This is a genomic window from Pseudomarimonas salicorniae, from assembly GCF_023156535.1.
GTDB classification, from domain to species: Bacteria; Pseudomonadota; Gammaproteobacteria; order Xanthomonadales; family Xanthomonadaceae; genus Pseudomarimonas; species Pseudomarimonas salicorniae.
Genome location: NZ_JALNMH010000007.1, coordinates 247,763 through 271,350 on the forward strand (window position 1 = coordinate 247,763; position 23,588 = coordinate 271,350).

Sequence of the window (23,588 nt, forward strand, 5' to 3'; positions counted from 1 at the left end):
CGGCCCTGCCAGGCCTGCGCCCATGCGGCAGCGCGGATTATAGGCCGCCCACCGCGCAGGCATAATGCGCCCAGCGCCCCACCACGGAACCCGGAGCCGATGAGCGACGCAACTTCCGCCTTGCGGAACTCCTCGATGTGCCGGCAGCTGAGCCTGCTGGCACGTGGCGAGTTGAGCGCACGCGCGCTGACCGAGTCCTATCTCGGCGCGATCGAGCGCGAGAATCCCGAACGCAACGCATTCTGGGTCATCGACCAGGAGGGCGCGTTGGCGGCCGCCGATGCCGCCGACCTGCGTCGCGCCCGGGGCGAGCCACTGGGCCGGCTCGACGGTATTCCGCTGGCGGTCAAGGACAACTTCGACGTCAAGGGCCTGCCCACCAGTGGAGGACTGGTCGGACGCCGGCAGATGGTCGCCGAGCAGGACGCCCACTGCATCGCGCGGCTGCGCGGCGCCGGCGCGGTGATTCTCGGCAAGACCAGCCTCGACGAGGCCATGCTTGGCACCACCGGCGCCCATCCCACCTTCGGCCATGTTCCCCATCCGCTGGATGCGGGCCTGGCCGCCGGCGGCTCCTCCGCCGGGTCGGCGGTGGCGGTGGCGGCCGGCCTTGCCAGCGCCGCGATCGGCACCGATACGCTCGGCTCGGTGCGGATCCCGGCGGCCTTCTGCGGCGTCTACGGGCTGCGCCCGACCCAGGGAGAGATCTCCTGCGCCGGCGTGTTGCCGGCGCTGCCGCGACTCGATGTGGTCGGCCCGCTGGCCCGCTCGCTGGATGACCTCACCCTGCTGCTTCAGGTGATGAGCGGCTACGACAACAACGACCCGCGTTCACGCCGTCGGCGGGTACCACTGGCCCTCCCCGACTGGGAGCCGGGCAGCCTGCGCTGCGGGGTGATCGCCGACCCCGCCGACCTCGGCGCCGAGCCTGAGGTGGTCGCGGCCTTCGATAAGGCCATCGAGGAATGCGGCCGCCTGCTGGGCAAGATCAGCTCGGTTCCCCTGGCCGGATTCGAGCTGCCGCGCCTGCGCCGCGCCGCCTTCCTGATGATGGAGGCGGGTCTGGCCAGCCTGCCCGCCGCAGAGCTGGAGGGCGCCTCGGCGCGCCTGCAGTCTATGCTCGACTTCGCCCGCTGCCGGACGGCCGTGCACTACGCCCATGCCGACCGCGCCCTGGATAGCGCGGTGATTGCCACCCGCCGCCTCTTCGAGCAGGTCGACGTGCTGCTGCTCCCGACCGTCCCGCAGCCGCCGCCACCGCTCGGCGCCGAGGAGCCCTCCCACCTCGCCGACTTCTGCAGCTTTGCCAGCCTCGCCGGCTGCCCGGCGCTCAGCCTGCCCCTGCCGGGCCAGCTCGGCCTGTCCCTGGTCGGTCCGCGTGGAAGCGACCTGCGCCTGCTCGAGCTCGGCGAGGTGATTGCCGCCCTGCTGGGGAACGAGCAGGAGTAGGGTGGCCGACAACGCCATGCGGGTGCTCCGACCGCACACGGCGCATGCCAGGCTGGCTGTCATGGGAGAACACATTCCCGCGCTGATCACCGATCTGCCCGGCGCCATCCTGCGCTGGGCGCCGGGGTTCCTCGATCGCGACCAGGCCGACAGGTTGCTTCGCCAGCTGCGCAATGAGATCCCCTGGGAGCAGCACCACGTGCGCCTGTTCGGACGAAGCCATCCGGCTCCGCGACTGTCCTGCTGGGTAGGCGATGCGCAAGCCCGCTACCGGTATTCCGGCACGCTGTTCGAACCCCGCCCCTGGACGCCAGCGCTCTCAGCGCTGCGCAACCGATTGAACGACCTGTTGGGCGCGGGATTCAACAGCGTCCTGGCCAATCTTTACCGCGGCGGCGCCGACGGTATGGGCTGGCACGCCGATGACGAACCCGAGCTCGGCCCCGACCCGCTGATCGCCTCGCTCAGCCTCGGCGCGCCGAGGCGCTTCCTGCTGCGCAGCCGCGACCGCCGCCAGCGCGCCGAGCTGCTTCTCACGCATGGCTCCCTGCTGCTGATGGAGGGTGCCACCCAGCAGCACACCCAGCACAGCCTGCCGAAGACCGCCCGCCCCAGCGGCGAGCGGATCAATCTGACCTTCCGCCGGATCGTCAATGCCACACCGCCGGGAGCGCGCGGGGTACGGTAGGAGCCCGACGGCTTTCAAGCCAGGCAGGCGGCGGCCTGCCGACGAAACCCGCTGCGGCCAGCGAGATACACCGCGCGCCGGCTACCGGAAAGCGCGGTCGCCGACCAGGACATGGCAGAGACCGAGGACCAATTCGGGCGCGAAGTTCGCATTCGCCCCGGTCCCGCTGTAGGAGCCAGCTTGCTGGCGATAGGCGCCCCGGATGGGACGATCGCCAGCAAGCTGGCTCCTACATTCGGGTGTTGTGGAAGGTCTTCTTTGCGCCCCTACCGGCCCTTCGCCGCGTCCTGCTGCGGGGCGGCGGCGGTATCGGTGTCGGTGATCCTCTCGCTCGCCGCCGCGGCCTGGGTCGTGGTCCAGCGGGCGAGCTCGAAAACGGCTGCGTGGGCGGCGCGCTGCAGGGTCTGCGCGCCCGCGGCGCTGCCGCCGCCCTCGACCGGCGCGTCCTGCACGAACCGGGCGCTGGCGACGGCGCGCGCGCTGGCGGCGTCGAGCAGCAGGGCGTGCAGTTCGACGCGGGCCTGCGCGCCGGCACTGTAGTCGAGCTCGAAACGCTCGATGCGCAGGACCAGCTGCAGGTCGGGCTTGATGCCGCCGCCCGGCGCCGCGGCGGCCGCGAAGCTGCCGGACAGGGCGCGCAGCAGCTGCGACTGCAGCCATCGCGGGGTGCGATCGGGCAGGGCCACGCCCGCGAGCTGGGCCAGCTGGCCGGCCTCATCGCGGACCAGGATGCGGGTGCCGTCGAGCAATGCCGAGGCCTGCGGCTCGGGCACCAGCAGCTGCAGCGGCAGGGCCTCGGCGGAGGCCATCGGACTCGCCTGAGCCGGCACATCGACCACGGCCAACGGCGCCCTGGGCGTAAGCCCGCAGCCGGCAAGCAGGCCGGCGGCCAGGGCGATGCCCGCAAGCTTCAGGCTGGAGCGGAACGGACGAACGGCAGGTCGGGCGTACGGGCGGTTCATTCGGGCTGGTACTCCGGGAGCTGGTCACGGCCGAGCACGAAGCCCGGGGGGTTCTGTTCGAGCTTCTGGCTGATCCGCCGCCAATCCTCAAGCAGGGCGCGCAGCTCGGCGAGGGTGGGGCCGACCTGGGCCAGACCCTCCTGGGTGAAGCCGGTGAGCGCGGCACGGTTGTCCTGGACCAGCTCGGCGCTGTCCCGGGTCAGTCGCTCGATCGAATCAAGGCTGGAATTGAGCTTCGCGCTGAGTTTCGGCAGCTCTTCGCTCAGCGCCCCGTCGGCCCGGGCCAGACTGGTGTCGAGCCGGCGCATGGCGGATTCAGCACCGTCCAGCAGCTCGGCGAGGCGCTGGCTGGCGTTGGCCGCCTCGGCGAGCACGGTGCGGATGTCCGACTCGCTCTCCGCGGTGGCGCGGCTCAGCGTTTCGAGGTGTTCAAGCGTGGCCGACACCCGGTCGACGTTCTGCTTGGACAGCAGCCGGTTGATCCGCACCAGCACCTGGCTGGTGGTGCTGGCGATGTCCTCGCTGCTGCTGAGGAGCTGGGCGATGGCCGAGGGCTGCGCCTGGATCACCGCCGGGTCTTCCTCGCTTCCGAGCAACAGGGGCGACTCCGGCTTGCCGCCGCTGAGCTGGATGATGGCGACGCCGGTCACACCGGTGAAGCTGAGCTTGGCCACGGTATCGGTGCGCACCGGCACCTCGGCGCCAATGCGCACCGTGGCCCAGACCCTGGACGGATCATCCGGGTCGAGCTGCAGCCGGCGCACCTCGCCGACCTGGATGCCGTTGTACTGCACCGCACCGCCGACCGTGAGCCCGGTGACGGACTCCTCGAAGATCACCCGGTAGACATTCCACTGGCGGTCGAGCGCGGTCTTGCCCAGCCACAGGGCAAAACCCATGGCGACGGCGACCACGGCCAGCGCAAAGGCGCCGATCATGACGTGGTGGGCGCGGGTTTCCATCAGTGTTCTCCTTGCGGGTCGGTGGCGCGCAGCGCGGCGCGTCCGCGCGGGCCGCCGAAATAGTCCTGCACCCAGGGGTGGTTGAAGCTTGCGACCCGGTCGAGGCGGTCGCTGACGATGACCTTGCCACCGGCGAGCACGGCGACCCGGTCGCAGACCGCGTGCAGGGTATCGAGGTCATGGGTCACCAGGAACACGGTCAGGCCCAGAGAGCGGCTGAGGGTGCGCAGCAGCTCGTCAAACCGCGTCGCCCCGATCGGATCGAGGCCCGCGGTCGGCTCGTCGAGGAACAGGATCTCGGGGTCGAGGGCCAGGGCGCGGGCGAGGCCGGCGCGCTTGCGCATGCCGCCGGACAGCTGCGACGGGTACTTGTGCGCCGCGCTATCGGGCAGGCCGGCCAGACGGATCTTCAGCAGGACCAGCTTGTCGAGCAGCGAGGCCGGGAGGTTGTGGCGCTCCTTGAGCGGCACGGCCACGTTCTCGCCGACGGTCAGCGAGGAGAACAGGGCGCCTTCCTGGAACAGCAGGCCGATCCGGCTGCCGACCTCGCGGCGCTCACCGTCGTTGCAGCGCGAGAGATCGACGCCGAACACCTTCGCGCTGCCCGCGGTCGGCTCGCGCAGTCCGACGATGGTCCGCAGCAGCACCGATTTGCCGGTACCCGAGCCGCCGATCACGCCGAGGATCTCACCGCGCCGCACGTCGAGGTCGAGGCCGTCGTGCACTGTTTGCGAACCGAAGCGGTTGAGCAGTCCGCGCACCTCGATGACGTGGTCGGCCGCGCTCACAGATCCAGCTCCATGAAGAAGATCGCGAACATCGCGTCGAACAGGATCACCAGGAAGATCGACTGCACCACCGAGGACGTGGTGTGCCGACCGACCGACTCCGCGCTGCCTTCGACCTTGAAGCCTTCGAGGCAGCCGACCACGGCGATGAGGAAGGCGAACACCGGCGCCTTGACCAGCCCGACCCAGAGATGGCGGATGTCGGTCATCTCCTGCAGCCGGGTGACGAACATCACCGGGCTGATGTCCAGCGCCAGGCTGCCGACCAGGGCGCCGCCGAGGATGCCAGCCAGGGTGGCTACGAAACTGAGCAGGGGCAGCATCACCAACAGGGCAAGCAGCCGCGGCACCACCAGAAGTTCCACCGGATCCATGCCCAAAGAGCGGATCGCGTCGACCTCCTCGCGCGACTTCATCGACCCGATCTGGGCGGTGAACGCACTGCCCGAGCGGCCGGCCAGCAGGATGGCGGTCAGCAGCGGACCGAACTCGCGGAGGAAGGAGACGCTGACCAACTCGACGGTGAACAGCTGGGCGCCGAAGTCGCGCAGCACCGTGGCGCCGAGGAAGGCGACCACCGAGCCGATCAGGAAAGACAGCAGGGCCACGATGGGCACCGCATCCAACCCGGTCTGCTCCATGTGGAACGCGGTCGCGGTCAGCCGCAGGCGGCGACGACCGATCAGGATCTGCCCAAGCGTGCCGAGCGACAGTCCGACGAAACCAAGCAGGGCGATGCTCTGACGCCATTGCGCTTCCAGGGCGGCGCCGGTGCGCCCGAGCAGCTCTCGCAGGCCGTTCTCAGGCTGGACGGGGACCTCCGCCGGCTGACCCTGGCCGGCGACCAGGCGCAGCAGGGTCTCGGATTCGTGACTAAGACCGACGAAGTGCGCCAGCGGTTCGGCCGCGTCCGCCGGTGGCAGGCGCTCAAGCCAGAGCAGGGCGCCGGCACTGTCGAGGGCGGCGACGCCGCTGGCCTCCACCTCGCCCACCTCCAGTCTGCGCGGCAGGCCTGCCAGCGCACGGCGCGCCTGATCCAGACGATGCAACGTCCACTCGCCGGACAGCCGCAGGCGGGGCAGAGCGTCGGCAGGGCTTTCCAGCTGGGCTTGGGGGTCGGTCAAGGGAAGAGGCAAGGATCCGGGCGGCACGCAGCTTACCGCGGACGCAGGGCGCCGTCGCAGCGTCCGATGCCGCGGCGCCACCAGTTCAGCAGCCAGCGACCGGGGACATGCGAGAGTAGCGGGCTTTCCTCCTGCCCTGCCCGCCGAGATGACCGAGGCCGAGTCCTTCCGCGCCCGAACCGAGTTCGTGGTCGAGCTGTCGCGCCGCCTTCACGCCTACGGGACCACCTCGCAGCGCCTCGAGGCCGCCGTCGGAAAGGTCGCCAAGCGCCTCGGGCTGACGTGCGAGATCTGGGCCAACCCGACCGGCATCATCATCAGCTTCGGCGGCGGCATCGGCCCGAACGGCGGCCCGGAGAACACCCGCGTGCTGCGCATGCCGCCAGGCGATGTCAACCTCGCCCGGCTGTGCCGCGCCGATGCCATCGCCGAGCAGGTCCTGGCCGGCGAGCTGAACGTCGCCGAAGGCAGCGCGGCGCTGCGCGCCCTGGAGACCGAGGTGTCGAGCGCCTGGGCGCGCCTGCTGACGGTGCTGTGCTTCGGGCTCACTTCCGCCTCGGTTGCCGTGCTGTTCGGCTCCGGCTGGGCGGAACTGGTCGCGGCCGGACTGATCGGACTGGTGATCGGCGTCCTCTGCGAGGCCGCGGTGTCCCGCCCGCGGCTGAACGAGTCGGTGGACGCCCTGGCGGCCTTCGTCGCCACCTTCATCGCCTTTGCCATCTCGGAGTTCATCACGCCGCTTGCGCTGGACTCCGTGGTCATCGCCGCGATCATCGTCCTGCTGCCGGGCCTGACCCTGACCAATGCGGTGTCCGAACTCTCCACCCAGCAGCTGGTTGCCGGCACGACGCGCTTCGCGGGCGCCGTGGCCATCCTGCTCAAGCTGACCTTCGGCGCGGTGGCGGCAATGCAGATTGGACGCGCCCTGGGCTGGGTCATGCTGACCAGCGCCTCGCAGCCGATGGGCGACCTGGCGCTTTGGGTGGCCTTGGCTGTGGCCGCCTGCGCCTTCGCCGTGCTGTTCCGCGCCGAACTCCGCGATTATCCGCTGGTCATCGCCGCCGCCATCGGTTCGTTTCTGGCCACTCGAATGGCCGGGGCGGCCTTCGGCAGCGAGGCCGGGATTTTCTTCGCCGGCCTGCTGATCAGCGCTGCGGCCAATCTGTATGCACGTCTGGCCAATCGCCCCGGCGCGGTGATCCGGGTGCCCGGAATAATCCTGCTGGTTCCGGGATCAACCGGTTTTCGGAGCGTGTCGTTCGTATTCGAACGCGATGTCTTCAATGGCCTCGAGGCCGCGGTCACCGTGATCACGGTGCTGATTTCCCTGGTCGCCGGCCTGATGTTCGGCAATCTTCTGGTTCCGCCGCGGCGCAACCTGTAAGCCGCGACGGCCCCAACGCGTGACTCAGATTTCCAGTGACTCCAGCGACTTGCCCGCGTCCAACTGGGCCTGGACCCAGCGCGGACGTTTGCCACGGCCGGTCCAGGTCTGGGCGGGGTCATCGGGGTTGCGGTACTTCGGCGCCACCGTGCGCCCGGCCTTGCCGCGACCCGTTCCGAACAGCTCCTCGATTGTATAGCCCTCCTCCCGGGCCATTTCGATCAGCTTGCCCCGGACCTCGGAAAGACGCTGCTTCTGCAGCTTTTTCTTCTGCTCCGCCGCGGCGACAATCAGCTCTTCGAGTTCACGCGAGCTGAGATTTTCAAGATTCACGGCCATCTGGATATTCCTCGGATTTTCTGCGGGGGAAACGGATAATTGCCGGCGAGACTACCCAAGCACCCGCGCTCAGGCAATCGGTGGCAAGTTGCGGACCAGCGGGCCCTTGAACGCGGTAGAGTCGGGCGTCCCCGCCGGAAATCGAATCTATGCGTCGACCGATGGTTCGGCTGACCCACGTCGTTTTTCTCGCCGCCCTCGCCCTCAGCGGTGCCGCCAGCGCCCTTGAGACACGTTGGCACCTCGCCGAGGGCGTACTCGGCATGTGGGCGATCGAGGTGGTCCCGCTGGATCCGTCCAGTGCGAAGGCGTTCGTCGATCCCGCCCTGCCCCACTACCGCAGCTGGCGAAGCGCGGCGCAACCCGGCAGCCGCGATGGCCTCTGGACGCTGCCGGGCCTGCGGCTTCGCCGAGGCGACCATGAGATTGTTCTGGAGCAGATTCACCTGGAGCTCGACCCGGCCCGCGCCGGCGTCACGGTGAGCGATGCCGCCGGCCGTCCCTGGCTGATCGCCGACCTGGCACACCAGATGCCGGGCCTGGAGCTCGACTGGCGACATCTGAGCCTGCGCCCCCTGCCGGCGCTGGCCCGGGCCCTCGGCGAACCGGCGCTCGAGCATGTGGTGCTCGGCAGCCTGGCGCTGCGCGGGGGCCCGAACCTTTCCGCCAAGGGTGCCGGCGACTGCACGGCAGGTGGCAACTGGCCGGCCCCCGGGCAGCCGGCCGACATCGCCCTGACTGCCCTCGGCACGGTCGCCGGGTTCGCCAGCCGCGACTGCAGCGGCGGCAGCTGCGTGCAGCCGAGTCCGGCGGGAAGCACCGCCGGCGAGGTGGTGCTGGCACCGGATGCACTGCTGGTCAACGTAGGCGAGCGCGACGTCGCCTGGTACACCAAGTTCTATCCTCTGAATGCCCAGCAGACATCGCCCCCTGACCTGCCCTACCCGGTTGACCAGCACCCCTACCTTGTCTGGGCGCTGTATCGCGAAGAGGCCGACGGGACCCTCGTCCCGCTCGGCAGCTCGGGCGTCAAGCACGCCTTCTTCGCCCAGAACTCCGGCTGTGGCTGCCGCGGGGACTACGTGCTCTTTCCCGGCTGCGGGGACCTGTATTCCGCGGCGACCAACGACCTTGCTTCGTTGCTCGGTCCACGCCGCGAGATCGATCCGCGCTCGGGCCGCTGGGGCCGATGCGGCTCGGTATTCGATCCGGACTGCAATGGAATGCAGGACTTCAGTGGCTACGCCCAGCCCTTCGAACGCCGGCTGCTGGCCGCCGAGAGCGAGCTTATAACCTCGGCGCATCCGGGGGCCCGCTGGTTCATCGAAGCCTGGTACGTGGTCCGGGATGACGGCAACATCGACAACAGCATGGCCCACCGCGAGATTGTTCCCGCCAAGTCGGGCAGCGGCTGGCTGTTCCCGACCTCGGGCGAGCTCGTCGCCGGGCCTGTGATCAACCGCTGGGTCCCGCCGGCCGGCAACACGACGACCGAGGCCTCACAGCGCCTCGACCTGCCCGAGGGCCGCCTTCAGATGGCGGTCAAGGTCGATGAGCTGGGCAGCTGCCGCTACCGCTATCGCTACAGCCTGATGAACCTCGACTACGCCGACTCCGAGTTCAGCGGCAGCGACCCCAATCTGCGGATGCTGTCTTCCATCGGCATACGCGGACTGGCCTTTGCGGTCGACGCCCGGTCAGTGAGCGGCCTGCGCTTCCGTGACGATGACCGTCAGGCGGGCAACGACTGGACGGCCAGCAGCAGCGGAGCGCTCATCCTGTCGGCCCCGGCCGGAGGCGATCTGGGATGGGGTCGTCTGGCCACGCTGGAGTTCGAGTCGGACCTGCCGCCGGGCCAGGGCCCCGTGGAGGTCAGCCTTGGCCAGTCGGACAGCGCCAGCTTCACGCTGCCCGCGCCGACCACCAACGGCGAGCGGGCCCACTGCGACGGCTTCGAACAACGCTAGCCTGCTAGACTCGGCGGCGGTCCGGACTGGCCTCGATAGCGATGGGACTGCTTGACGACCTTGAAAAGGAAGCCGAACGCCTGCGCGAGGAAGAGGCGCGCAAGGCCGGCTCTGACGCCCAGCGCGAACAGGCCTGGACCGAGCGGCTGGAGCCAGCCATGCGCGAGCTGGAGGCCTACCTCAAGCGTCTGACCGAGAGCCTCAAGCTGCTCAAGAAGCGGATCCGCGCCGTGTACACGGTCAATGGCTACGGTGAGGTGGTCGTCTACATCGACCCCGCCTTCGTGGTGCGCACCGAAACCGGTTCGCGCAGCATCGACGTCATCGTCGAGATGGTTGGCCAGGTCGCCACCGAGGAGTGCCCGCTGGTGGTCGCCGACACCCTGACCCGGGCCAAGACCCTGTCTTCGATCCTCCAGCAGCATCGGCTCGCCGGCATGTTCGATGCCAGCAAGAACGCCAACGGGGAGGTCACCGCGGCCAAGTTCCAGGCCCGGGGCAAGATTCCCATGCAGCTCACCGTGCACGCCGACCAGGAAAGCGGAGTCGCCCGCTTCTCGTTCAAGAACATGGAAGGCTTCGGCCAGAGCGCGAGGCAGTTTCCCGCCGAGCAGATGAGCGCCGAACTGTTCGATGCGCTCGGCCGGTTCCTCACCCGCGAAGACAGCGGATTCGCCCAGGAGAGCCTCGGCGAGAACGTGCGGCGCGAATTGCAGAGCAAGCTGCAGCGCGAGCAGGCCAAGCGTGAATGGGAAAGCCGCCTCGCTGTCCAGCTCGTCGAGGACGAGGCCAAGGTCCTCGGCAGCCTGGACGCGTCCCTGCGCCCCGGACTACTGGGCGGCCTGCGCCGACTGCTCGGGCGCTGAGCGCCCCGGCCCTGCAGATCCGTTTCGGGCGCGATGCAGGCCTTCCGCAAAACCCGAATGTAGGAGCCAGCTTGCTGGCGATAGGCGCACCGGACTAAACGATCGCCAGCAAGCTGGCTCCTACAGCGGGACCGAGGCGAAGGCGCACTCCGCGCCCGGATCCGCTGCTGACCTAGGCGCCCAGCTTCGCCAGCAGCGCCGCCCGATCCAGCTGTTCGGCAGCGTCGGCGCGTCGGGCTCGGTATTCGAAGGTGCCGGCGGCAAGGCCGCGTTCGGAGACCACCACGCGGTGCGGAATGCCGATCAGCTCGATGTCGGCGAACATCGGCCCCGGGCGCAGGCCGCGGTCGTCGAGCACGCAGTCGACGCCGGCTTTGTGCAGGTCCGCCATCAGCGACTCCGCGGCCTCGATCACGCCGGCGTCGTTCTTCGGGTTGATCAGGCAGATCGCCACCTGCCAGGGCGCCATCGGTTCCGGCCAGCAGATGCCGCGCTCATCGTGGTTCTGCTCGATGGCGGCGGCGACGATGCGCGAGACGCCGATGCCGTAGCAGCCCATCGACATGACCTGGGACTTGCCCTGCTCGTCCAGCACCGTCGCGCCCATCGCCTCGGCGTACTTGCGACCGAGCTGGAACACGTGGCCGACCTCGATGCCGCGCGCCAGGCGGATCTCGCCGCCGTCGGCCGCACGATCGCCCGCCACGACGCTGCGGATGTCAGCCACGGTCTCGGGCTCGGGGAGGTCGCGTCCCCAGTTGACACCTGCCAGATGGAAGCCACGCTCGTTGGCGCCGACGACGAAGTCGGCCAGCGCCGCGACCTCGCGGTCAGCGATGACGCGAATCGCCTGCTTCGGCCCCACCGGACCAAGAAAGCCGGGCTCGCTGCCAAGGTGCGCCTGGATCTCCGCCTCGCTGGCGGCGCGGTAGTCGGCCATGCCCGGCAGCTTGCCGAGCTTGATCTCGTTGACGCTGTGATCGCCGCGCACCAGGGCCAGAACGAAGCCGCCGTCGGTCATCACCGCCACCGACTTCACCGTGCGTTCCAGCGCGATGCCGAGCAGCTTGGCCACGTCCTCGCAGGTCTTCTGCGTCGGCGTATCCACCTTGCGCATTGCCTCGCTCGCGGCCGGACGCGGACCCGGCGCGGCAGCCTGGGCGGTCTCGACGTTGGCGGCGTAGTCCGAGCCGGTGGAGAAGGCCAGCCCATCCTCACCCGACTCGGCCAGCACATGGAATTCCTGCGATGCATCGCCACCGATCGCGCCGGAGTCGGCCTGAACCGCACGGAACTCCAACCCAAGACGAGTGAAGATGCGAATGTAGGCCGCCTTCATGTTCTCGTACTCGCGCGCCAGGTCCTCATCGGTGAGATGGAAGGAGTAGGCGTCCTTCATCAGGAACTCGCGGGCGCGCATCACGCCGAAGCGCGGACGGATCTCGTCGCGGAACTTGGTCTGGATCTGGTAGAAGTTGACCGGCAGCTGCTTGTAGGACTTGAGCTCGTGGCGGGCGAAGTCGGTGATGACCTCCTCGTGGGTCGGCCCGTAGCAGTAGCCGGCTTCCTTGCGGTCACGGATCTTCAGCAGCTGGCCGCCGAACTTCGCCCAGCGGCCGGTCTCCTCCCACAGCTCCTGCGGCTGGATGGAGGGCATCAGCACCTCGATCGCCCCGGCTGCGTTCATCTCCTCGCGGACGATGTTCTCGACCCGGCGCAACACGCGCAGGCCGAGCGGGCTCCAGGTGTAGATGCCGGCGGCCAGCTTGCGGATCATCCCCGTGCGCAGCATCAGCTGGTGGCTGACGATCTCGGCGTCGGCGGGGGTTTCGCGGGCGGTGCTGAGGTGGAAGCGGGACAGGCGCATGGGACTCGGCGGCTTGGACGAAAGCCGACAAGTGTAACCGCCTGCAGGCCGCCGCCCTATTCGGGGATGAGGCCGGCCTGATCGGCCGCGGCGAGCAGCGCCTCGCGCTGGCCCTCCTTCGACCAGCCCGAGACCGTGGCGACCACCTGGCCGTCGCGCAGGAAATAGAAGACGGGCGTGGCCCAGCTGTCCACTTCCGGCCAATCGGCCTCGCGGTGGACCCAGTTCAGCGGCAGCGTGACGCCGCCCGGCCTCCACGCCCCCTCCTCGGCTGCCGCGAAGCGTCCGGCCTGGTGAACCAGCAGGGTGGCATGGCGCGCAAACAGCGCCGCCAGCTGCGGGTCGGCCGCGATGGCCTCTGCCGCCCGCTGGCTGGGGCCGCAGTGCGGATGGCTGCTGACCAGAATGCCGTCGGACGGCGCGGGCAGCCCGACCGCCTGAAGCCGCTGCGAGTCGGTTCCGGCCTCGACCCGCCACGCCAGCCGTTGGCCCGGCGGCAGTTCCGTCACTGGTGAGCGGCCGGGCAATGGCTCCAGACCGGCCTCGGGATGGCGCGCGGCGAGCGCATCGGCCGCATCGAAACGGCGCATACGCACCAGGCTGACATGCAGGTTCTCGATCTGCGCATCGGTCGGCGCTCCCTGCGATTCGAGCCCGGCAAAGGCGCGCTGCAGATCCTCGAGGTGCGCCGACTTCGGGCTGTAGAACAGCGCCAGGTAAGCGGCCTCGAAGCTGGCGGACGGTTCCCGGCCCACCCCATCGGCGCCCGAAGCCTTCAGATCGGCGTAGACCCGATCCACCAAGGCGGCGAACCGGCGGTCGTCGAGCCCGCCGCGCTGGTCGGTGATATCGCGAAGGGCGGACAGGCCCGCGGCTGCGCACGTTTCCCAGGCCATCAGGCCCAGCAGTAGACAGGCACTGGCTCTGCTCATGATGCGCATCGTGTTCTTCTTCGAGGGGCCTCGCTGGATCATCGGGTAAGGGTCATCGAGCCTGCAAGCGGTTATCCTAGGCGGCTTCCGGGCACTTCGCGGCCGCGCTGCGGTCGAAGCTTGCTCCATCGAATTCAGGAGCCTTCATGCAGACCTGGCTGGTTACCGGCGGTGCCGGCTTCATCGGCGGCAACTTCGTCCTCGATGCCCTGGTCCGGGGCGGGGTCCGCATCGTCAATCTCGATGCGCTGACCTACGCGGGCAACCTCGACACGCTGTCCTCGGTGACGGGGGATCCGAACCACCTGTTCGCGCACGGCTCGATCGGTGACCGTGCCCTGGTGGGCAAGCTCCTGCGCGAGCACCGACCGACTGCAATCATCAACTTCGCGGCAGAGAGCCATGTCGACCGGTCGATCGACGGTCCGGCGGCCTTCGTCGAAACGAACGTGGTCGGCACGCTGGCCCTGCTCGAGTGCGCGCGGGACTACTGGCGCGAACTGGAGGGCCCGGCCAGGGAGGGATTCCGCTTCCTGCACGTGTCCACCGACGAGGTCTACGGCTCGCTGGGCGACACCGGCGCCTTCACCGAGACCACGCCGTATGCACCGAACTCGCCCTACTCGGCCTCGAAAGCGGCGTCCGATCACCTGGTGCGCGCCTTCCACCACACCTACGGGCTGCCGACCCTCACCACCAACTGTTCCAACAACTACGGGCCGTTCCAGTTCCCCGAGAAGCTCATCCCTCTGATCATCGCCCGGGCGGTCGCCGGCGAGCCGCTGCCGGTCTATGGCGATGGCATGAACGTGCGCGACTGGCTGTTCGTGCTGGATCACTGCAGCGCGATCCGCACGGTGCTGGAGCGTGGCCGCATCGGCGAGGTTTACAACGTCGGCGGCGAGGCCGAGAAGCCCAATATCGAGGTCGTGAAGACCCTCTGCGCCCTGATCGATCAGCGCCGGCCGCGCAGCGACGGCCAGCCGCGCGAGAGCCAGATCAGCTTCGTCAAGGACCGCCCCGGCCATGACCGCCGCTACGCCATCGACTGCTCGAAGCTCAAGCGCGAGCTGGGCTGGACACAGAGCGTGGACTTTGCGGCCGGCATGGAGAAGACCGTCGACTGGTACCTCGGCCACCAGGACTGGGTACAGAAGATCCTTGACGGGTCCTACCGCCTGGAGCGGCTGGGGAGCGCGGCATGACCGGGCAGGTCATGCGAGGAGCAGGTGCCCGCCCGGGGCGTCCAGCGCCCGGACAGCGGCTTCTGACGAATCACGAATCCCGAATCACGAATCACGGCTGTCAACCATGATCCCCAAAGGCATCATCCTCGCCGGAGGCAGCGGCACCCGGCTCTATCCGATCACCCAGGGCATCAGCAAGCAGCTTCTGCCGGTGTACGACAAGCCGATGATCTACTACCCGCTCAGCACACTGATGCTGGCGGGCATCCGCGACGTGCTGATCATCAACACCCCGCACGAGCAGCAGCTGTTCAAGAGCCTGCTGGGTGATGGGTCCCAGTGGGGCATGCGGCTGACCTACGCCGTGCAGCCGAGCCCGGACGGCCTCGCCCAGGCCTATCGGATCGGCGCCGAGTTCGTCGACGGCCAGCCCAGCTGCCTGGTGCTCGGCGACAACATCTTCTACGGCCACGGCTTTTCCGAGCTGCTGCGCCGCGCTGCGACCCAGGTCACCGGAGCGACCGTGTTCGGCTACTGGGTGCATGACCCGGAGCGCTACGGCGTCGCCGAATTCGACCGCGAAGGGCGCGTGGTGGGGCTCGAGGAGAAGCCGGCCAAGCCGCGCTCGAACTACGCGATCACTGGAATGTACTTCTACGACGGCCGTGCCGCCGACTTCGCGGCCAAGCTGAAACCGTCCCCGCGCGGCGAGCTTGAAATCACCGACCTCAACCGCTGCTATCTGGAAGAGGGCGCGCTGCGTCTGGAGAAGCTCGGCCGCGGCTATGCCTGGCTCGACACCGGCACCTTCGAGTCCCTGCTGCAGGCCGCCAACTTCATCGAGACCATCGAGCAGCGCCAGGGCCTGCGGGTCTGCTGCCCGGAGGAAATCGCCTTCGTCAATGGCTGGATCGACGCCGCACAGCTGGAAGCGCTGGCCAAGCCCCTAGCCAAGAACGGCTATGGCCAGTACCTGCTGGGTCTGCTGACCCGCGGGCACGTCGCATGAAGGTCACCGAGACCCGATTGCCGGGCTGCCTGATCATCGAACCCAAGGTGTTCGGCGACGCCCGCGGCTTCTTCATGGAGCAATGGAACGCGGCGCGCTATGCGGAGCACGGCATCGTGATGGATGCGGTACAGGCCAACCTGTCGCGCTCGGCGCACGGTGTGCTGCGCGGCCTGCACTACCAGCTGCCGAATCCGCAGGGCAAGCTGGTGTCCGTACTTGAGGGCGAGGTCTACGATGTCGCGGTCGACATCCGGCGCGATTCCCCCACCTTCGGCCAGTGGACGGCGGCGGTACTGAGCGCGGAGAACCGCCGCCAGTTCTGGATTCCGCCGGGTTTCGCCCACGGTTTCGTGGTGACCTCCGATTTCGCCCTGTTCCACTACTTCTGCAGCACCCTGTACGACGGCCCGGCCGACAAGGGCATCGCCTGGAATGATCCGGACCTGGCCATCGACTGGCCCGTCAAGACGCCGTCGCTGTCGGCCAAGGACCAGGTCGCGCCGCGGCTGAAGGACGTCGACCCGCAACACCTTCCCGCCTTCGCCGCATGAAGATCCTGCTGACCGGTGTCGACGGGCAGGTCGGCTTCGAGCTGCACCGGGCGCTGGCGCCGCTCGGCAGGATCGTCGCCAGCAGTCGCTCAGGCGCCTTGAGCGGCGGAGGCCAGGCGCACGGCCTCGACCTGTCGAGCGCCGAAGCCATCAGCGCCACCCTTGACTCGCTGGAACCGCAGGTGGTGGTGAACCCCGCCGCCTATACGGCCGTCGACAGATCGGAGAGCGAGCCCGAACAGGCGCATCAGGTAAACGCACGGGCGCCGGCCGTGATGGCCGACTGGTGCGCCCGACGCGGCGCATTGCTGATCCACTACTCCACCGACTATGTGTTCAATGGCGAATCCGACCGCCCCTGGCGCGAGCACGACCCCACCGGCCCGCTCGGGGTTTACGGCGCCAGCAAGCTGGCCGGCGAGGAGGCGATCCGCGCGTCCGGCTGCCGCCACCTGATCCTGCGCACCGCCTGGGTCTATTCGTCGCGCTTCGCGAACTTCCTCAAGACGATGCTCCGGCTGGGTGCCGAACGCGACGAGCTGGGCGTGGTGTCGGACCAGATCGGCGCCCCGACGACCGCTCGCGGCCTCGCCGAAGTGAGCGCCGCCCTGCTCGCGCGCATCGATTCGCTCGACGGCGAGCGACTCGGTACCTTCCATTGCGTCCATGCCGGGCAGACCAGCTGGCACGGCTTCGCCGAGGCGATCTTCGCCCGCGCGGTGGAATCCGGACTGCTCCCGCGCGCGCCGCTTGTGCGCCCCATCGGCACCGTCGACTACCCGACCCCGGCCCGCCGGCCTCCCTACTCGGTGCTTGACTGCAGCCGCCTGCGCGAAGTCCATGGTCTTTCCCTGCCCGAGTGGCAGGACGGGCTGGACTGCGTCATCGGCGAGCTGGCGGCGCGCTGATGCGCATCGCCCTCGCCACCGCCATCGCTGCGTGGGAACAGGACGCCGATCTGCCGCCGCTGCTCGAGGCCTTCGCCCGGGCCGGCATCGGTGCAGAGGCGCTGGCCTGGGACGACCCGACCGTCAGCTGGTCGCGCTTTGATGCGGTGCTGTTGCGCTCCACCTGGGATTACGCGGTGCGCCGGGATGCCTTTCTGGACTGGTGTGGCCGGGTGGAGAAGGCCACCCGTCTGGTCAATCCTCTCGAGACCGTGCGCTGGAACTCCGACAAGCGCTACCTGGCCGACCTGGCCGCGCGCGGCGTCGCCATCGTCCCGACGGTATTCATCGAATCCGATCGCGACCTGCCGCGCATTGCGGAACAGTCCGGGGAGTTCGTGCTCAAGCCCAGCGTCGGCGCCGGCTCTCGCCATGCGGCACGCTTTGATCCCACCCAGGCGGCCGAGGCCGATCGTCATGCCCGACGCCTGCTGGCCGAAGGCTACTGCGTCCTGCTTCAACCCTATCTGGAAGCGGTCGACGAGCACGGAGAAAGCGCCCTGGTCCATATCGGCGGGCGCTACACACACGCCATCCGCAAGGGCCCCCTGCTGCCGCGCGGCGGCACGGCTTCCGACCTGCTCTTCGCCGCGGAGGATATCCGGCCGCGCATTGCCACCGACGCCGAACACTCGGCCGCCGAACGGGTGCTTGCCGCCCTGCCGCATCCCGCCCTCTACGCTCGCGTCGACCTGCTTCCCGGCAAGACAGGCCCGCTGCTGCTGGAGCTGGAGCTGGTCGAGCCCTCCCTGTTCTTCGAAGGCAGCGAGGACGCCGCAGACGCCCTCGTCGACGCCCTGGTCGAGTCCCTGCAAGGCTGACTGAGGCGTATCGTGGCGCGGGTCACGCAGGGCGCCGAGCGGAGATCCAAGGGGTACGCCTTGGAGGCATCGATACGGACGTTCGAGCGGTACGTACGGTGCACCCAGGGCGCACCCTATGCGGATTCGCGTCCGCGCGGCGAGCGGCTCATATGTGCCTGAGGCGGTCGCTTGCCAGTGGGCGTCCGGTTAACTGACGAGGCGGTCCGTCGGCCCCGGGCCGACGGACCCTGGATGGGCCTGATCAGGCCGCTTTGGGCTTGCTCCAGCCTGCCTTGGTCAGCAGGCGGAGCAGGGCGGGGAGGAGGATCAGTGCGCCGATCATGTTCATGACGAACATGAAGCTGAGCAGGATGCCCATGTCGGCCTGGAACTTCAGCTCGGAGAAGATCCAGGTGCCCACGCCGACGGCCAGGGTGACCGCGGTGAACAACACCGCCGTGCCGGTCAGGCGCAGTGCCTTGTAGTAGGCCTCGTGCAGAGATTCGCCCTGGTCGAGGAATTCCTTCATCCGGCTGTAGATGTAGATCGCGTAGTCGACGCCGATGCCGACACCAAGGGCCGCGACCGGGAGGGTGTTCACCTTAAGGCCGATGTTCATGTTGGCCATCAGTGCATTGGCCAGCACCGAGACCAGGGCCAGCGGGGCCACGATACAGACAGTCGCCATGATCGAGCGGTAGGTCAGGAGGCAGAGCACGATGACCGCGAGGTAGACCCACATCATCATCGGGAACTGCTCGGCCTTCACCTCTTCGTTGGTCGCCGCCATGACGCCGGCATTGCCGGTGGCCAGGCGCAGGTTGACCGCATCACTGTCGAACTCGCCGCCATCGGCGAGCACCTTCTCGGCCTCCTCCGAGAGCTGAACACGCAGGTTCACCCCCGGGTGCCAGGCGTCGTTGGCAGCCCGGAACTCCTTCACCGCATTGATCACCCGGTCGATGGTCTCGGCCTTGTGGTCGGTGAGGAAGAGCATCACCGGCATGGCGCTGCAGTCGCTGTTGAGAAGGCCCGAGTCGGTCTCGAAACCCTGCGTCGCCACACGCAGCGAATCCGGATTGCGTGGCAGCACGCGCCAGCGGATGTTGCCTTCATTCCAGCCGGCGTTGACGATTTTCGCCGCCATCGGCAGGGAGATGACCTGCTGGACGCCTTCCACGTTGGCCATGTGCCAGCTGAACCGGTCCACCAGCTGCATCACCTGGCTGCTCAGGGTGCACGCATCCGGCCGGGCCTCCACGATCACATTGATGGCGTCGATGCCGAGCCCGAAGCGCTCGGAGATCGCGCGCGCATCCTGGTTGAAGCGGGCGTCCTGGCGCAGTTCCGGCACACCTGCCTCGGAGTCGCCGATCTTCATGTTCTTGGCTTCGTGGCTGCCCCAGACCGCGAGGCCGATGCCGATCAGCACGGCAATGACTGCCGGGACGGGCTTGGAGAACGACGACAGCGCGTTCCAGAACGGATGCGGCCGGCCCTCGCGACGGATGCGCTTCTCGCGGTAGGCGCGGTAGCGTTTGCCGAAGCCGGTCATCGACAGCAGGACCGGAAGCAGGATCAGGTTGGTGAGGATGATCACCGCCACGCCCACGGAGGCGGTAATGGCCAGCTCCTGGATGATGCGGATGTTGATGAAGAGGATGGTGATGAAGCCGATGCAGTCGGAGAGCAGGGCGATCGAGCCCGGCACCAGCAGTCGGCGGAAGGTCCGCTTGGCGGCCTCCAGCGAATAGACGCCGGTCGAGGCCTCAAGGGTCTTGGCGTCGCCTTCCACCCCTCCGAACAGGCGCTCTGCCAACCAGGAGTTGATCATCTGCACGCCGTGGCTCACGCCGATCGCGAAGACCAGGAAGGGCGTCAGGATATTCATCGGGTCGATGCCGAAGCCCATCAGCCTCAGCGCACCGAGCATCCAGATCGTGGCGGTGATGGCCGCGAGCACGGTCCAGCTGGCGAGCCTGAAGGAGCCCGAATAGAGCAGAAGCAGGATGAACGTGAGGACGATGGCGATGCCGAAGAACATCACCACCGATTTGGCGCCGTCGGCGATGTCGCCGACGATTTTGGCGAAGCCGATGATGTGGATATCGTACTTGTCGCCCTCGTACTTCTGGCGCAAGGCCTCGAGATTGGCGGCCACCTGCTGGTAGTCGAGGTTGCGGTTGACGTCCTCGGGCACCAGCTCGGCCCAGATCATGGCGCCCGAGTAATCCTTGGCCACCAGCCGGCCAACGATGTTGGCCTTGACGATGTTGTTGCGGATGGTGGCGAAGTGCTCTTCCGAGGCCTCGAAGCCGGGCAGGCTCGGGGTGAACTCCTGCGGGATCACGTTGCCGCCCGCAAAACCATCCTCGACCACCTCGACGAAGCGTACGTTCGGCGTGAAGATCGAGCTGACCCGCGAGTCGTCGGTGGCATCAAGGGCGATGACGTCCTTGGTCATCTCCTCCATGGTGCGCATGAAGTCGACGCTGAACATGTTGCCGTCCTTGGCGATCACCGCCACCAGGACGCGATTGGCACCGCCGAACTCCCTCTCATAGTCGAGGAAGGTCTGCATGTATTCGTGGTGCAGCGGAATCTGTTTCTTGAATCCGGCCTCGACGCGCAGCTGGGCGGCGAAGTAGGCCATCAGGATCGTGCCGAGCACGAACAGGACCAGAATCAGCCGGCGCTGGCCGAAGACCAGCTTCTCGGCAAGACGGTGGAAGGCGCTATCAGGGACGCTCATTGTGGATTCCTTGGCAGCGGATCGCGGGGGCGTAGGAAGCGTGGCGGCCGGGCACTACCGATCCCGGGCCGGCACCTCGTAGCGCGCGATGCCCTTGTCACTGGTGAAGAGAAAGGTGCGGGCACCCATCGGCACCACCGCTGAGAGCACCGGTGTCTCGCCGGAGTCGTTCTCGAAGGTGTAGAGCGTGAAGGCGGATTCTGAATCGGCGCGATGAAGAACCACGCCGTTGGCTCCGACGATGACCGCGCCGCCGTTCGGCAATGCGGCTCCGCCCATCAGGCTGAGCTCGGTACCGGTCCTCACGAGCTCCCAGGTATCCCCACCGTCGCGTGTCTCCTGCACATGACCGCGAAGTCCGTAGGCCAGCAGGTGCTGGTCGCCGAGCACCAGCACGCCGAACATCGAGCCCTCGTAGGGCAGGGAGATTCGTTCCCAGGTCTCGCCATCATCGCGTGAGCGGAAGGCTGCGCCACGCTCGGCAACGATCATGAAAAGTCCGGCCGGGGTGCGCGCGATGGCGTTGAGATGGGGGTCTTCCTCCTCGTCGAGCATCAGCTCGTCGGCATCAAAGGTCCAGGCGTCTTCGCTGTCGCTCTCAGCCGGGGCGGCAGCTTCCTCCCCCTCCTCCCCCTCAATGGCGGTCTGCCGGAGCAAGGGCACGCGCCTCCAGGTGGCGCCGGCGTCATCGGTACGCAGCATCAGGCTGTAGGCACCTACGGCGTAGCCGACGTTCGCGTCGAGGAACAGCACGTCGAGCAGGGGCGCGGCGTAGCGGGGCGTCCAGTCAGGCGAGTCGAAGCCCTCCTGGGTCCAGGTTTCCTCCCGCTGCAAGGTCCAGCTCAGGCCGCCGTCGGGGCTGTGCAGGATGGTGCCGTCATGACCCACCGCCCAGACCTTTTCGCCGACGGCGTCGACCGAAGTCAGGGTGGCCCGGGTGGGGACCGACTCGGCCTGGCGCCATTCAGTGCGCGATTCACTGAGCAGGACATGCCCGCGTTCGCCGACGGCCACCGCGCGCGAGGCCGACTCGGTGGCATCCAGTACCAGCGATCGCTGGGCGGCCAGCGGCATCCGCTCGGCCTCGTCGCTGGCTGCGGCGATGGACACGGCGCCGGCTGCCCAGGCAAGGCCCAGTCCGGCCAGCAGGATCTTCGATGCGTTCATTACGCTCCCCCTTGCGCGTACCGTCCGTGGCCCGCCACCTGGCGGGGCGTGGTCGGTGTCTTTCTACCAGCGTGCCGAATCTGCGGCGGCGGCGCCAGTCCCCGGACCGGCGTCGCCAATGGGCGGCGTTCCACGCCGCCCGGCATGCCGATCAGCGTACGCCGCGGCTCCGCAGCGCCTGCGGCGAGAAGTTCTCCGGGGTGGTCTGGAAGGAGAAGTCGTAGGCCGTCTCCTGATTGTCCAGACCGACCGCGATGTAGCGTCCGGACTGCAGGTCGTGGTGGTTCTCCATCGTGCTCCAGAAGACCGGCACCTCGTAGTAGTTCACCGACGGCGCATCGGAATAGCGCCACAGGCGACCCTGGCCGTCGTAGTGATCGATCATCAGGATCTGCCAGCTGTCCTCGTCGAGGTAGAAGGTGCGCCGGGAGTTGATGTGGCGCTTGCCCTGCTTGAGCTTGGCGTCGACCACCCACACCCGGTGCAGCTCGTAGCGCAGCAGATCGGGATTGACGTGACCCGGCTTGAGCAGGTCGTCGACCTTGACCTTGTCGCTGTGGGCCTTGTAGGAGTTGTACGGGACGTACATCTCGCGCTTGCCCTTCAGCTCCCAGTCGAAGCGGTCCATCGCGCCGTTGAACATGTCGGTCATGTCATTGGTACGCAGGCCATCCGAGGCGGTGCCGGGGTTGTCGTAGGCGACGTTTGGCGCACGGCGGACACGCCGCTGGCCCGGGTTGTAGATCCACGCCTGCCGCGGCTGCTTGATCTGGTTCAGCGACTCATGGACCAGCAGCACCTGGCCGGCGAGGCGGGCCGGGCTTTCAACGACCTGGTAGAAGTACAGCAGGATGTTGTTCGTGGACTCGATGGTGCTGCCCGGCTTGTAGTAGAGGCCGAGGCCCTCCTCACGGATGCGGACCAGGTTGTACTGGCCGCCGGCGGTCGGCGCGGCCTGATTGGCCCAGCGGGCGAAGGACACGCCCTTGTACTTCAGCTTGTGGTTCCAGATCGCCTCGTAGCCATCCTTCGGAATCGGGAAGGGCAGACCCTCGGCGGCATCCACCACGCCGTCGCCGCCGCTTTCCAGCTTCGCCGTGGTGGCATTCTTCTTGGTGAAATCGTAGGTGCGCTGGGGGAACGCCGCCGAGCGACGGGTCGGGTAGACGTCCATCCGGAAGGTCGGATAGCGCTCGAACATCGCCTTCTGGCCTTCGCTCAGCTTGTCGGCGTACTGCTTGTAGTTCTGCGGGGTGATCGCGAACTGGACCTTGTCCGAGGCGAACGGATCAGGGTGGTGGTCGCCCAGCTTGTAGCCGGCCGGCGGGCGGGTAATGCCACCGGTCCATTCGGGGATGCTCTTGTCGGCGTTGCCCGCCTTCTCGGCACCGACCGGGGTGAGATCCTTGCCCAGGCGGGCGGCCTGCTCGGCACTGACCGCGGCCAGGGCCGGGGCTCCCACCAGCATCGCCACCGCCAGACCGAGGACCTGCGATCGCACTGTCAGACCTTGCATCAATCTCTCCCTCATGAGCTTGCAGAAGACTGCGGCGCCCCGGGGGACGCCGCAATGGACACCATGATTATCTTACGCCGGTCACCCGCAGCGACTGCGGCGAGAAGTTCGCCGGATCCGCGTCGTAGCCGAAGTCGTTGACGGTCTCCTGGTTGTCGATGCCGGAGACCAGATAGCGACCCGACTGCAGGTCATTGTGGATCTCCAGCGTCGACCAGAAGGTCGGCACCTCGTAGTAGTTGATCGACGGCGCCTCGGACAGCCGCCACAGACGGCCCTGGCCGTCGTAGTGGTCGATCACCATGATCTGCCAGCCGTCCTCGTC

General features: G+C 68.1%; 21 protein-coding genes. 10 read left to right on the top strand and 11 right to left on the bottom strand.

Annotated elements, in window-relative coordinates; all coding sequences use genetic code 11:
* The first annotated feature begins 99 nt into the window (after window positions 1–99).
* Both M0G41_RS10040 and M0G41_RS10045 read left to right on the top strand, forming a co-directional pair.
* Window positions 100–1,449, top strand: coding sequence for an amidase (locus M0G41_RS10040; protein ID WP_248208869.1), 1,350 nt, complete (start codon window positions 100–102; stop codon window positions 1,447–1,449).
* Window positions 1,450–1,510: 61 nt separating this feature from the next.
* Window positions 1,511–2,137, top strand: coding sequence for an alpha-ketoglutarate-dependent dioxygenase AlkB family protein (locus M0G41_RS10045; protein WP_248208871.1), 627 nt, complete (start codon window positions 1,511–1,513; stop codon window positions 2,135–2,137).
* A 266-nt stretch (window positions 2,138–2,403) separates the two neighbouring features.
* Here the strand turns inward: M0G41_RS10045 and M0G41_RS10050 are convergent, their stop codons facing one another.
* Genes M0G41_RS10050 through M0G41_RS10065 form a run of 4 tightly spaced genes read right to left on the bottom strand, consistent with a single transcriptional unit; the run spans window position 2,404 to window position 5,973 of the window.
* Window positions 2,404–3,099, bottom strand: a complete 696-nt coding sequence (locus tag M0G41_RS10050; protein ID WP_248208876.1) for an ABC-type transport auxiliary lipoprotein family protein — start codon at window positions 3,097–3,099, stop codon at window positions 2,404–2,406.
* Window positions 3,096–4,061 carry an MlaD family protein gene (locus M0G41_RS10055; RefSeq protein WP_248208883.1) on the bottom strand — a complete coding sequence of 322 codons (966 nt, stop codon included), beginning with the start codon at window positions 4,059–4,061 and terminating at the stop codon, window positions 3,096–3,098. The genes M0G41_RS10050 and M0G41_RS10055 overlap by 4 nt, the downstream gene beginning before the upstream one ends.
* A complete protein-coding gene (locus M0G41_RS10060) occupies window positions 4,061–4,849 on the bottom strand; it encodes an ABC transporter ATP-binding protein (protein ID WP_248208886.1) in 789 nt (262 codons plus the stop codon). The genes M0G41_RS10055 and M0G41_RS10060 overlap by 1 nt, the downstream gene beginning before the upstream one ends.
* Window positions 4,846–5,973, bottom strand: coding sequence for an MlaE family ABC transporter permease (locus tag M0G41_RS10065; RefSeq protein WP_248208887.1), 1,128 nt, complete (start codon window positions 5,971–5,973; stop codon window positions 4,846–4,848). Before M0G41_RS10065 ends, M0G41_RS10060 begins: the two co-directional genes overlap by 4 nt.
* 148 nt (window positions 5,974–6,121) lie before the next feature.
* On the opposite strand from M0G41_RS10065, the gene M0G41_RS10070 reads away from it, so the two are divergent.
* The gene (locus tag M0G41_RS10070; RefSeq protein ID WP_248208889.1) at window positions 6,122–7,357 is read left to right on the top strand and encodes a threonine/serine exporter family protein; all 1,236 of its coding nucleotides are present in this window, start codon (window positions 6,122–6,124) and stop codon (window positions 7,355–7,357) included.
* Between the two features lie 24 nt (window positions 7,358–7,381).
* On the opposite strand, the gene M0G41_RS10075 is transcribed toward M0G41_RS10070, so the two are convergent.
* Window positions 7,382–7,696, bottom strand: coding sequence for an H-NS histone family protein (locus M0G41_RS10075; protein WP_248208892.1), 315 nt, complete (start codon window positions 7,694–7,696; stop codon window positions 7,382–7,384).
* Between the two features lie 149 nt (window positions 7,697–7,845).
* Between M0G41_RS10075 and M0G41_RS10080 the strand changes: the two genes are divergently transcribed.
* Together M0G41_RS10080 and M0G41_RS10085 are read left to right on the top strand one after the other, a co-directional pair.
* Complete coding sequence (locus tag M0G41_RS10080) at window positions 7,846–9,663, top strand: hypothetical protein (protein WP_248208894.1); 1,818 nt, start codon at window positions 7,846–7,848, stop codon at window positions 9,661–9,663.
* 41 nt (window positions 9,664–9,704) lie between these two features.
* The gene (locus M0G41_RS10085; protein ID WP_248208897.1) at window positions 9,705–10,529 is read left to right on the top strand and encodes a hypothetical protein; all 825 of its coding nucleotides are present in this window, start codon (window positions 9,705–9,707) and stop codon (window positions 10,527–10,529) included.
* Between the two features lie 172 nt (window positions 10,530–10,701).
* On the opposite strand, the gene M0G41_RS10090 is transcribed toward M0G41_RS10085, so the two are convergent.
* Together M0G41_RS10090 and M0G41_RS10095 are read right to left on the bottom strand one after the other, a co-directional pair.
* Window positions 10,702–12,396 carry a proline--tRNA ligase gene (locus M0G41_RS10090; RefSeq protein WP_248208899.1) on the bottom strand — a complete coding sequence of 565 codons (1,695 nt, stop codon included), beginning with the start codon at window positions 12,394–12,396 and terminating at the stop codon, window positions 10,702–10,704.
* A 56-nt stretch (window positions 12,397–12,452) separates the two neighbouring features.
* Window positions 12,453–13,337: a hypothetical protein gene (locus M0G41_RS10095; RefSeq protein ID WP_248208902.1), complete on the bottom strand. Its 885-nt coding sequence runs from the start codon at window positions 13,335–13,337 to the stop codon at window positions 12,453–12,455.
* A gap of 137 nt (window positions 13,338–13,474) precedes the next feature.
* On the opposite strand from M0G41_RS10095, the gene rfbB reads away from it, so the two are divergent.
* The 5 genes from rfbB (at window position 13,475) to M0G41_RS10120 (ending at window position 17,846) form a co-directional block, all read left to right on the top strand.
* A complete protein-coding gene (rfbB, locus tag M0G41_RS10100; RefSeq protein ID WP_248208905.1) occupies window positions 13,475–14,533 on the top strand; it encodes a dTDP-glucose 4,6-dehydratase in 1,059 nt (352 codons plus the stop codon).
* Window positions 14,534–14,639: 106 nt separating this feature from the next.
* Window positions 14,640–15,524 (top strand): glucose-1-phosphate thymidylyltransferase RfbA, encoded by an 885-nt coding sequence (gene rfbA, locus M0G41_RS10105; RefSeq protein WP_248208907.1) that lies wholly within the window; start codon window positions 14,640–14,642, stop codon window positions 15,522–15,524.
* Complete coding sequence (rfbC, locus tag M0G41_RS10110; RefSeq protein WP_248208908.1) at window positions 15,521–16,078, top strand: dTDP-4-dehydrorhamnose 3,5-epimerase; 558 nt, start codon at window positions 15,521–15,523, stop codon at window positions 16,076–16,078. The genes rfbA and rfbC overlap by 4 nt, the downstream gene beginning before the upstream one ends.
* The gene (rfbD, locus tag M0G41_RS10115) at window positions 16,075–16,986 is read left to right on the top strand and encodes a dTDP-4-dehydrorhamnose reductase (protein WP_248208909.1); all 912 of its coding nucleotides are present in this window, start codon (window positions 16,075–16,077) and stop codon (window positions 16,984–16,986) included. Before rfbC ends, rfbD begins: the two co-directional genes overlap by 4 nt.
* The gene (locus M0G41_RS10120; RefSeq protein ID WP_248208910.1) at window positions 16,986–17,846 is read left to right on the top strand and encodes an ATP-grasp domain-containing protein; all 861 of its coding nucleotides are present in this window, start codon (window positions 16,986–16,988) and stop codon (window positions 17,844–17,846) included. Before rfbD ends, M0G41_RS10120 begins: the two co-directional genes overlap by 1 nt.
* 244 nt (window positions 17,847–18,090) lie before the next feature.
* Here M0G41_RS10120 and M0G41_RS10125 read toward each other — a convergent pair whose 3' ends face one another.
* The 4 genes from M0G41_RS10125 to M0G41_RS10140 form a co-directional block, all read right to left on the bottom strand.
* Entirely contained in the window at window positions 18,091–20,580 is a 2,490-nt protein-coding gene (locus M0G41_RS10125) for an efflux RND transporter permease subunit (protein WP_248208911.1), read from the bottom strand.
* Between the two features lie 54 nt (window positions 20,581–20,634).
* Window positions 20,635–21,747, bottom strand: coding sequence for a WD40/YVTN/BNR-like repeat-containing protein (locus tag M0G41_RS10130; protein WP_248208916.1), 1,113 nt, complete (start codon window positions 21,745–21,747; stop codon window positions 20,635–20,637).
* Window positions 21,748–21,898: 151 nt separating this feature from the next.
* A complete protein-coding gene (locus M0G41_RS10135; protein WP_248208918.1) occupies window positions 21,899–23,263 on the bottom strand; it encodes a DUF1329 domain-containing protein in 1,365 nt (454 codons plus the stop codon).
* 67 nt (window positions 23,264–23,330) lie between these two features.
* On the bottom strand, window positions 23,331–23,588 hold a 258-nt coding region (locus M0G41_RS10140), incomplete at its 5' end, for a DUF1329 domain-containing protein (protein ID WP_248208919.1).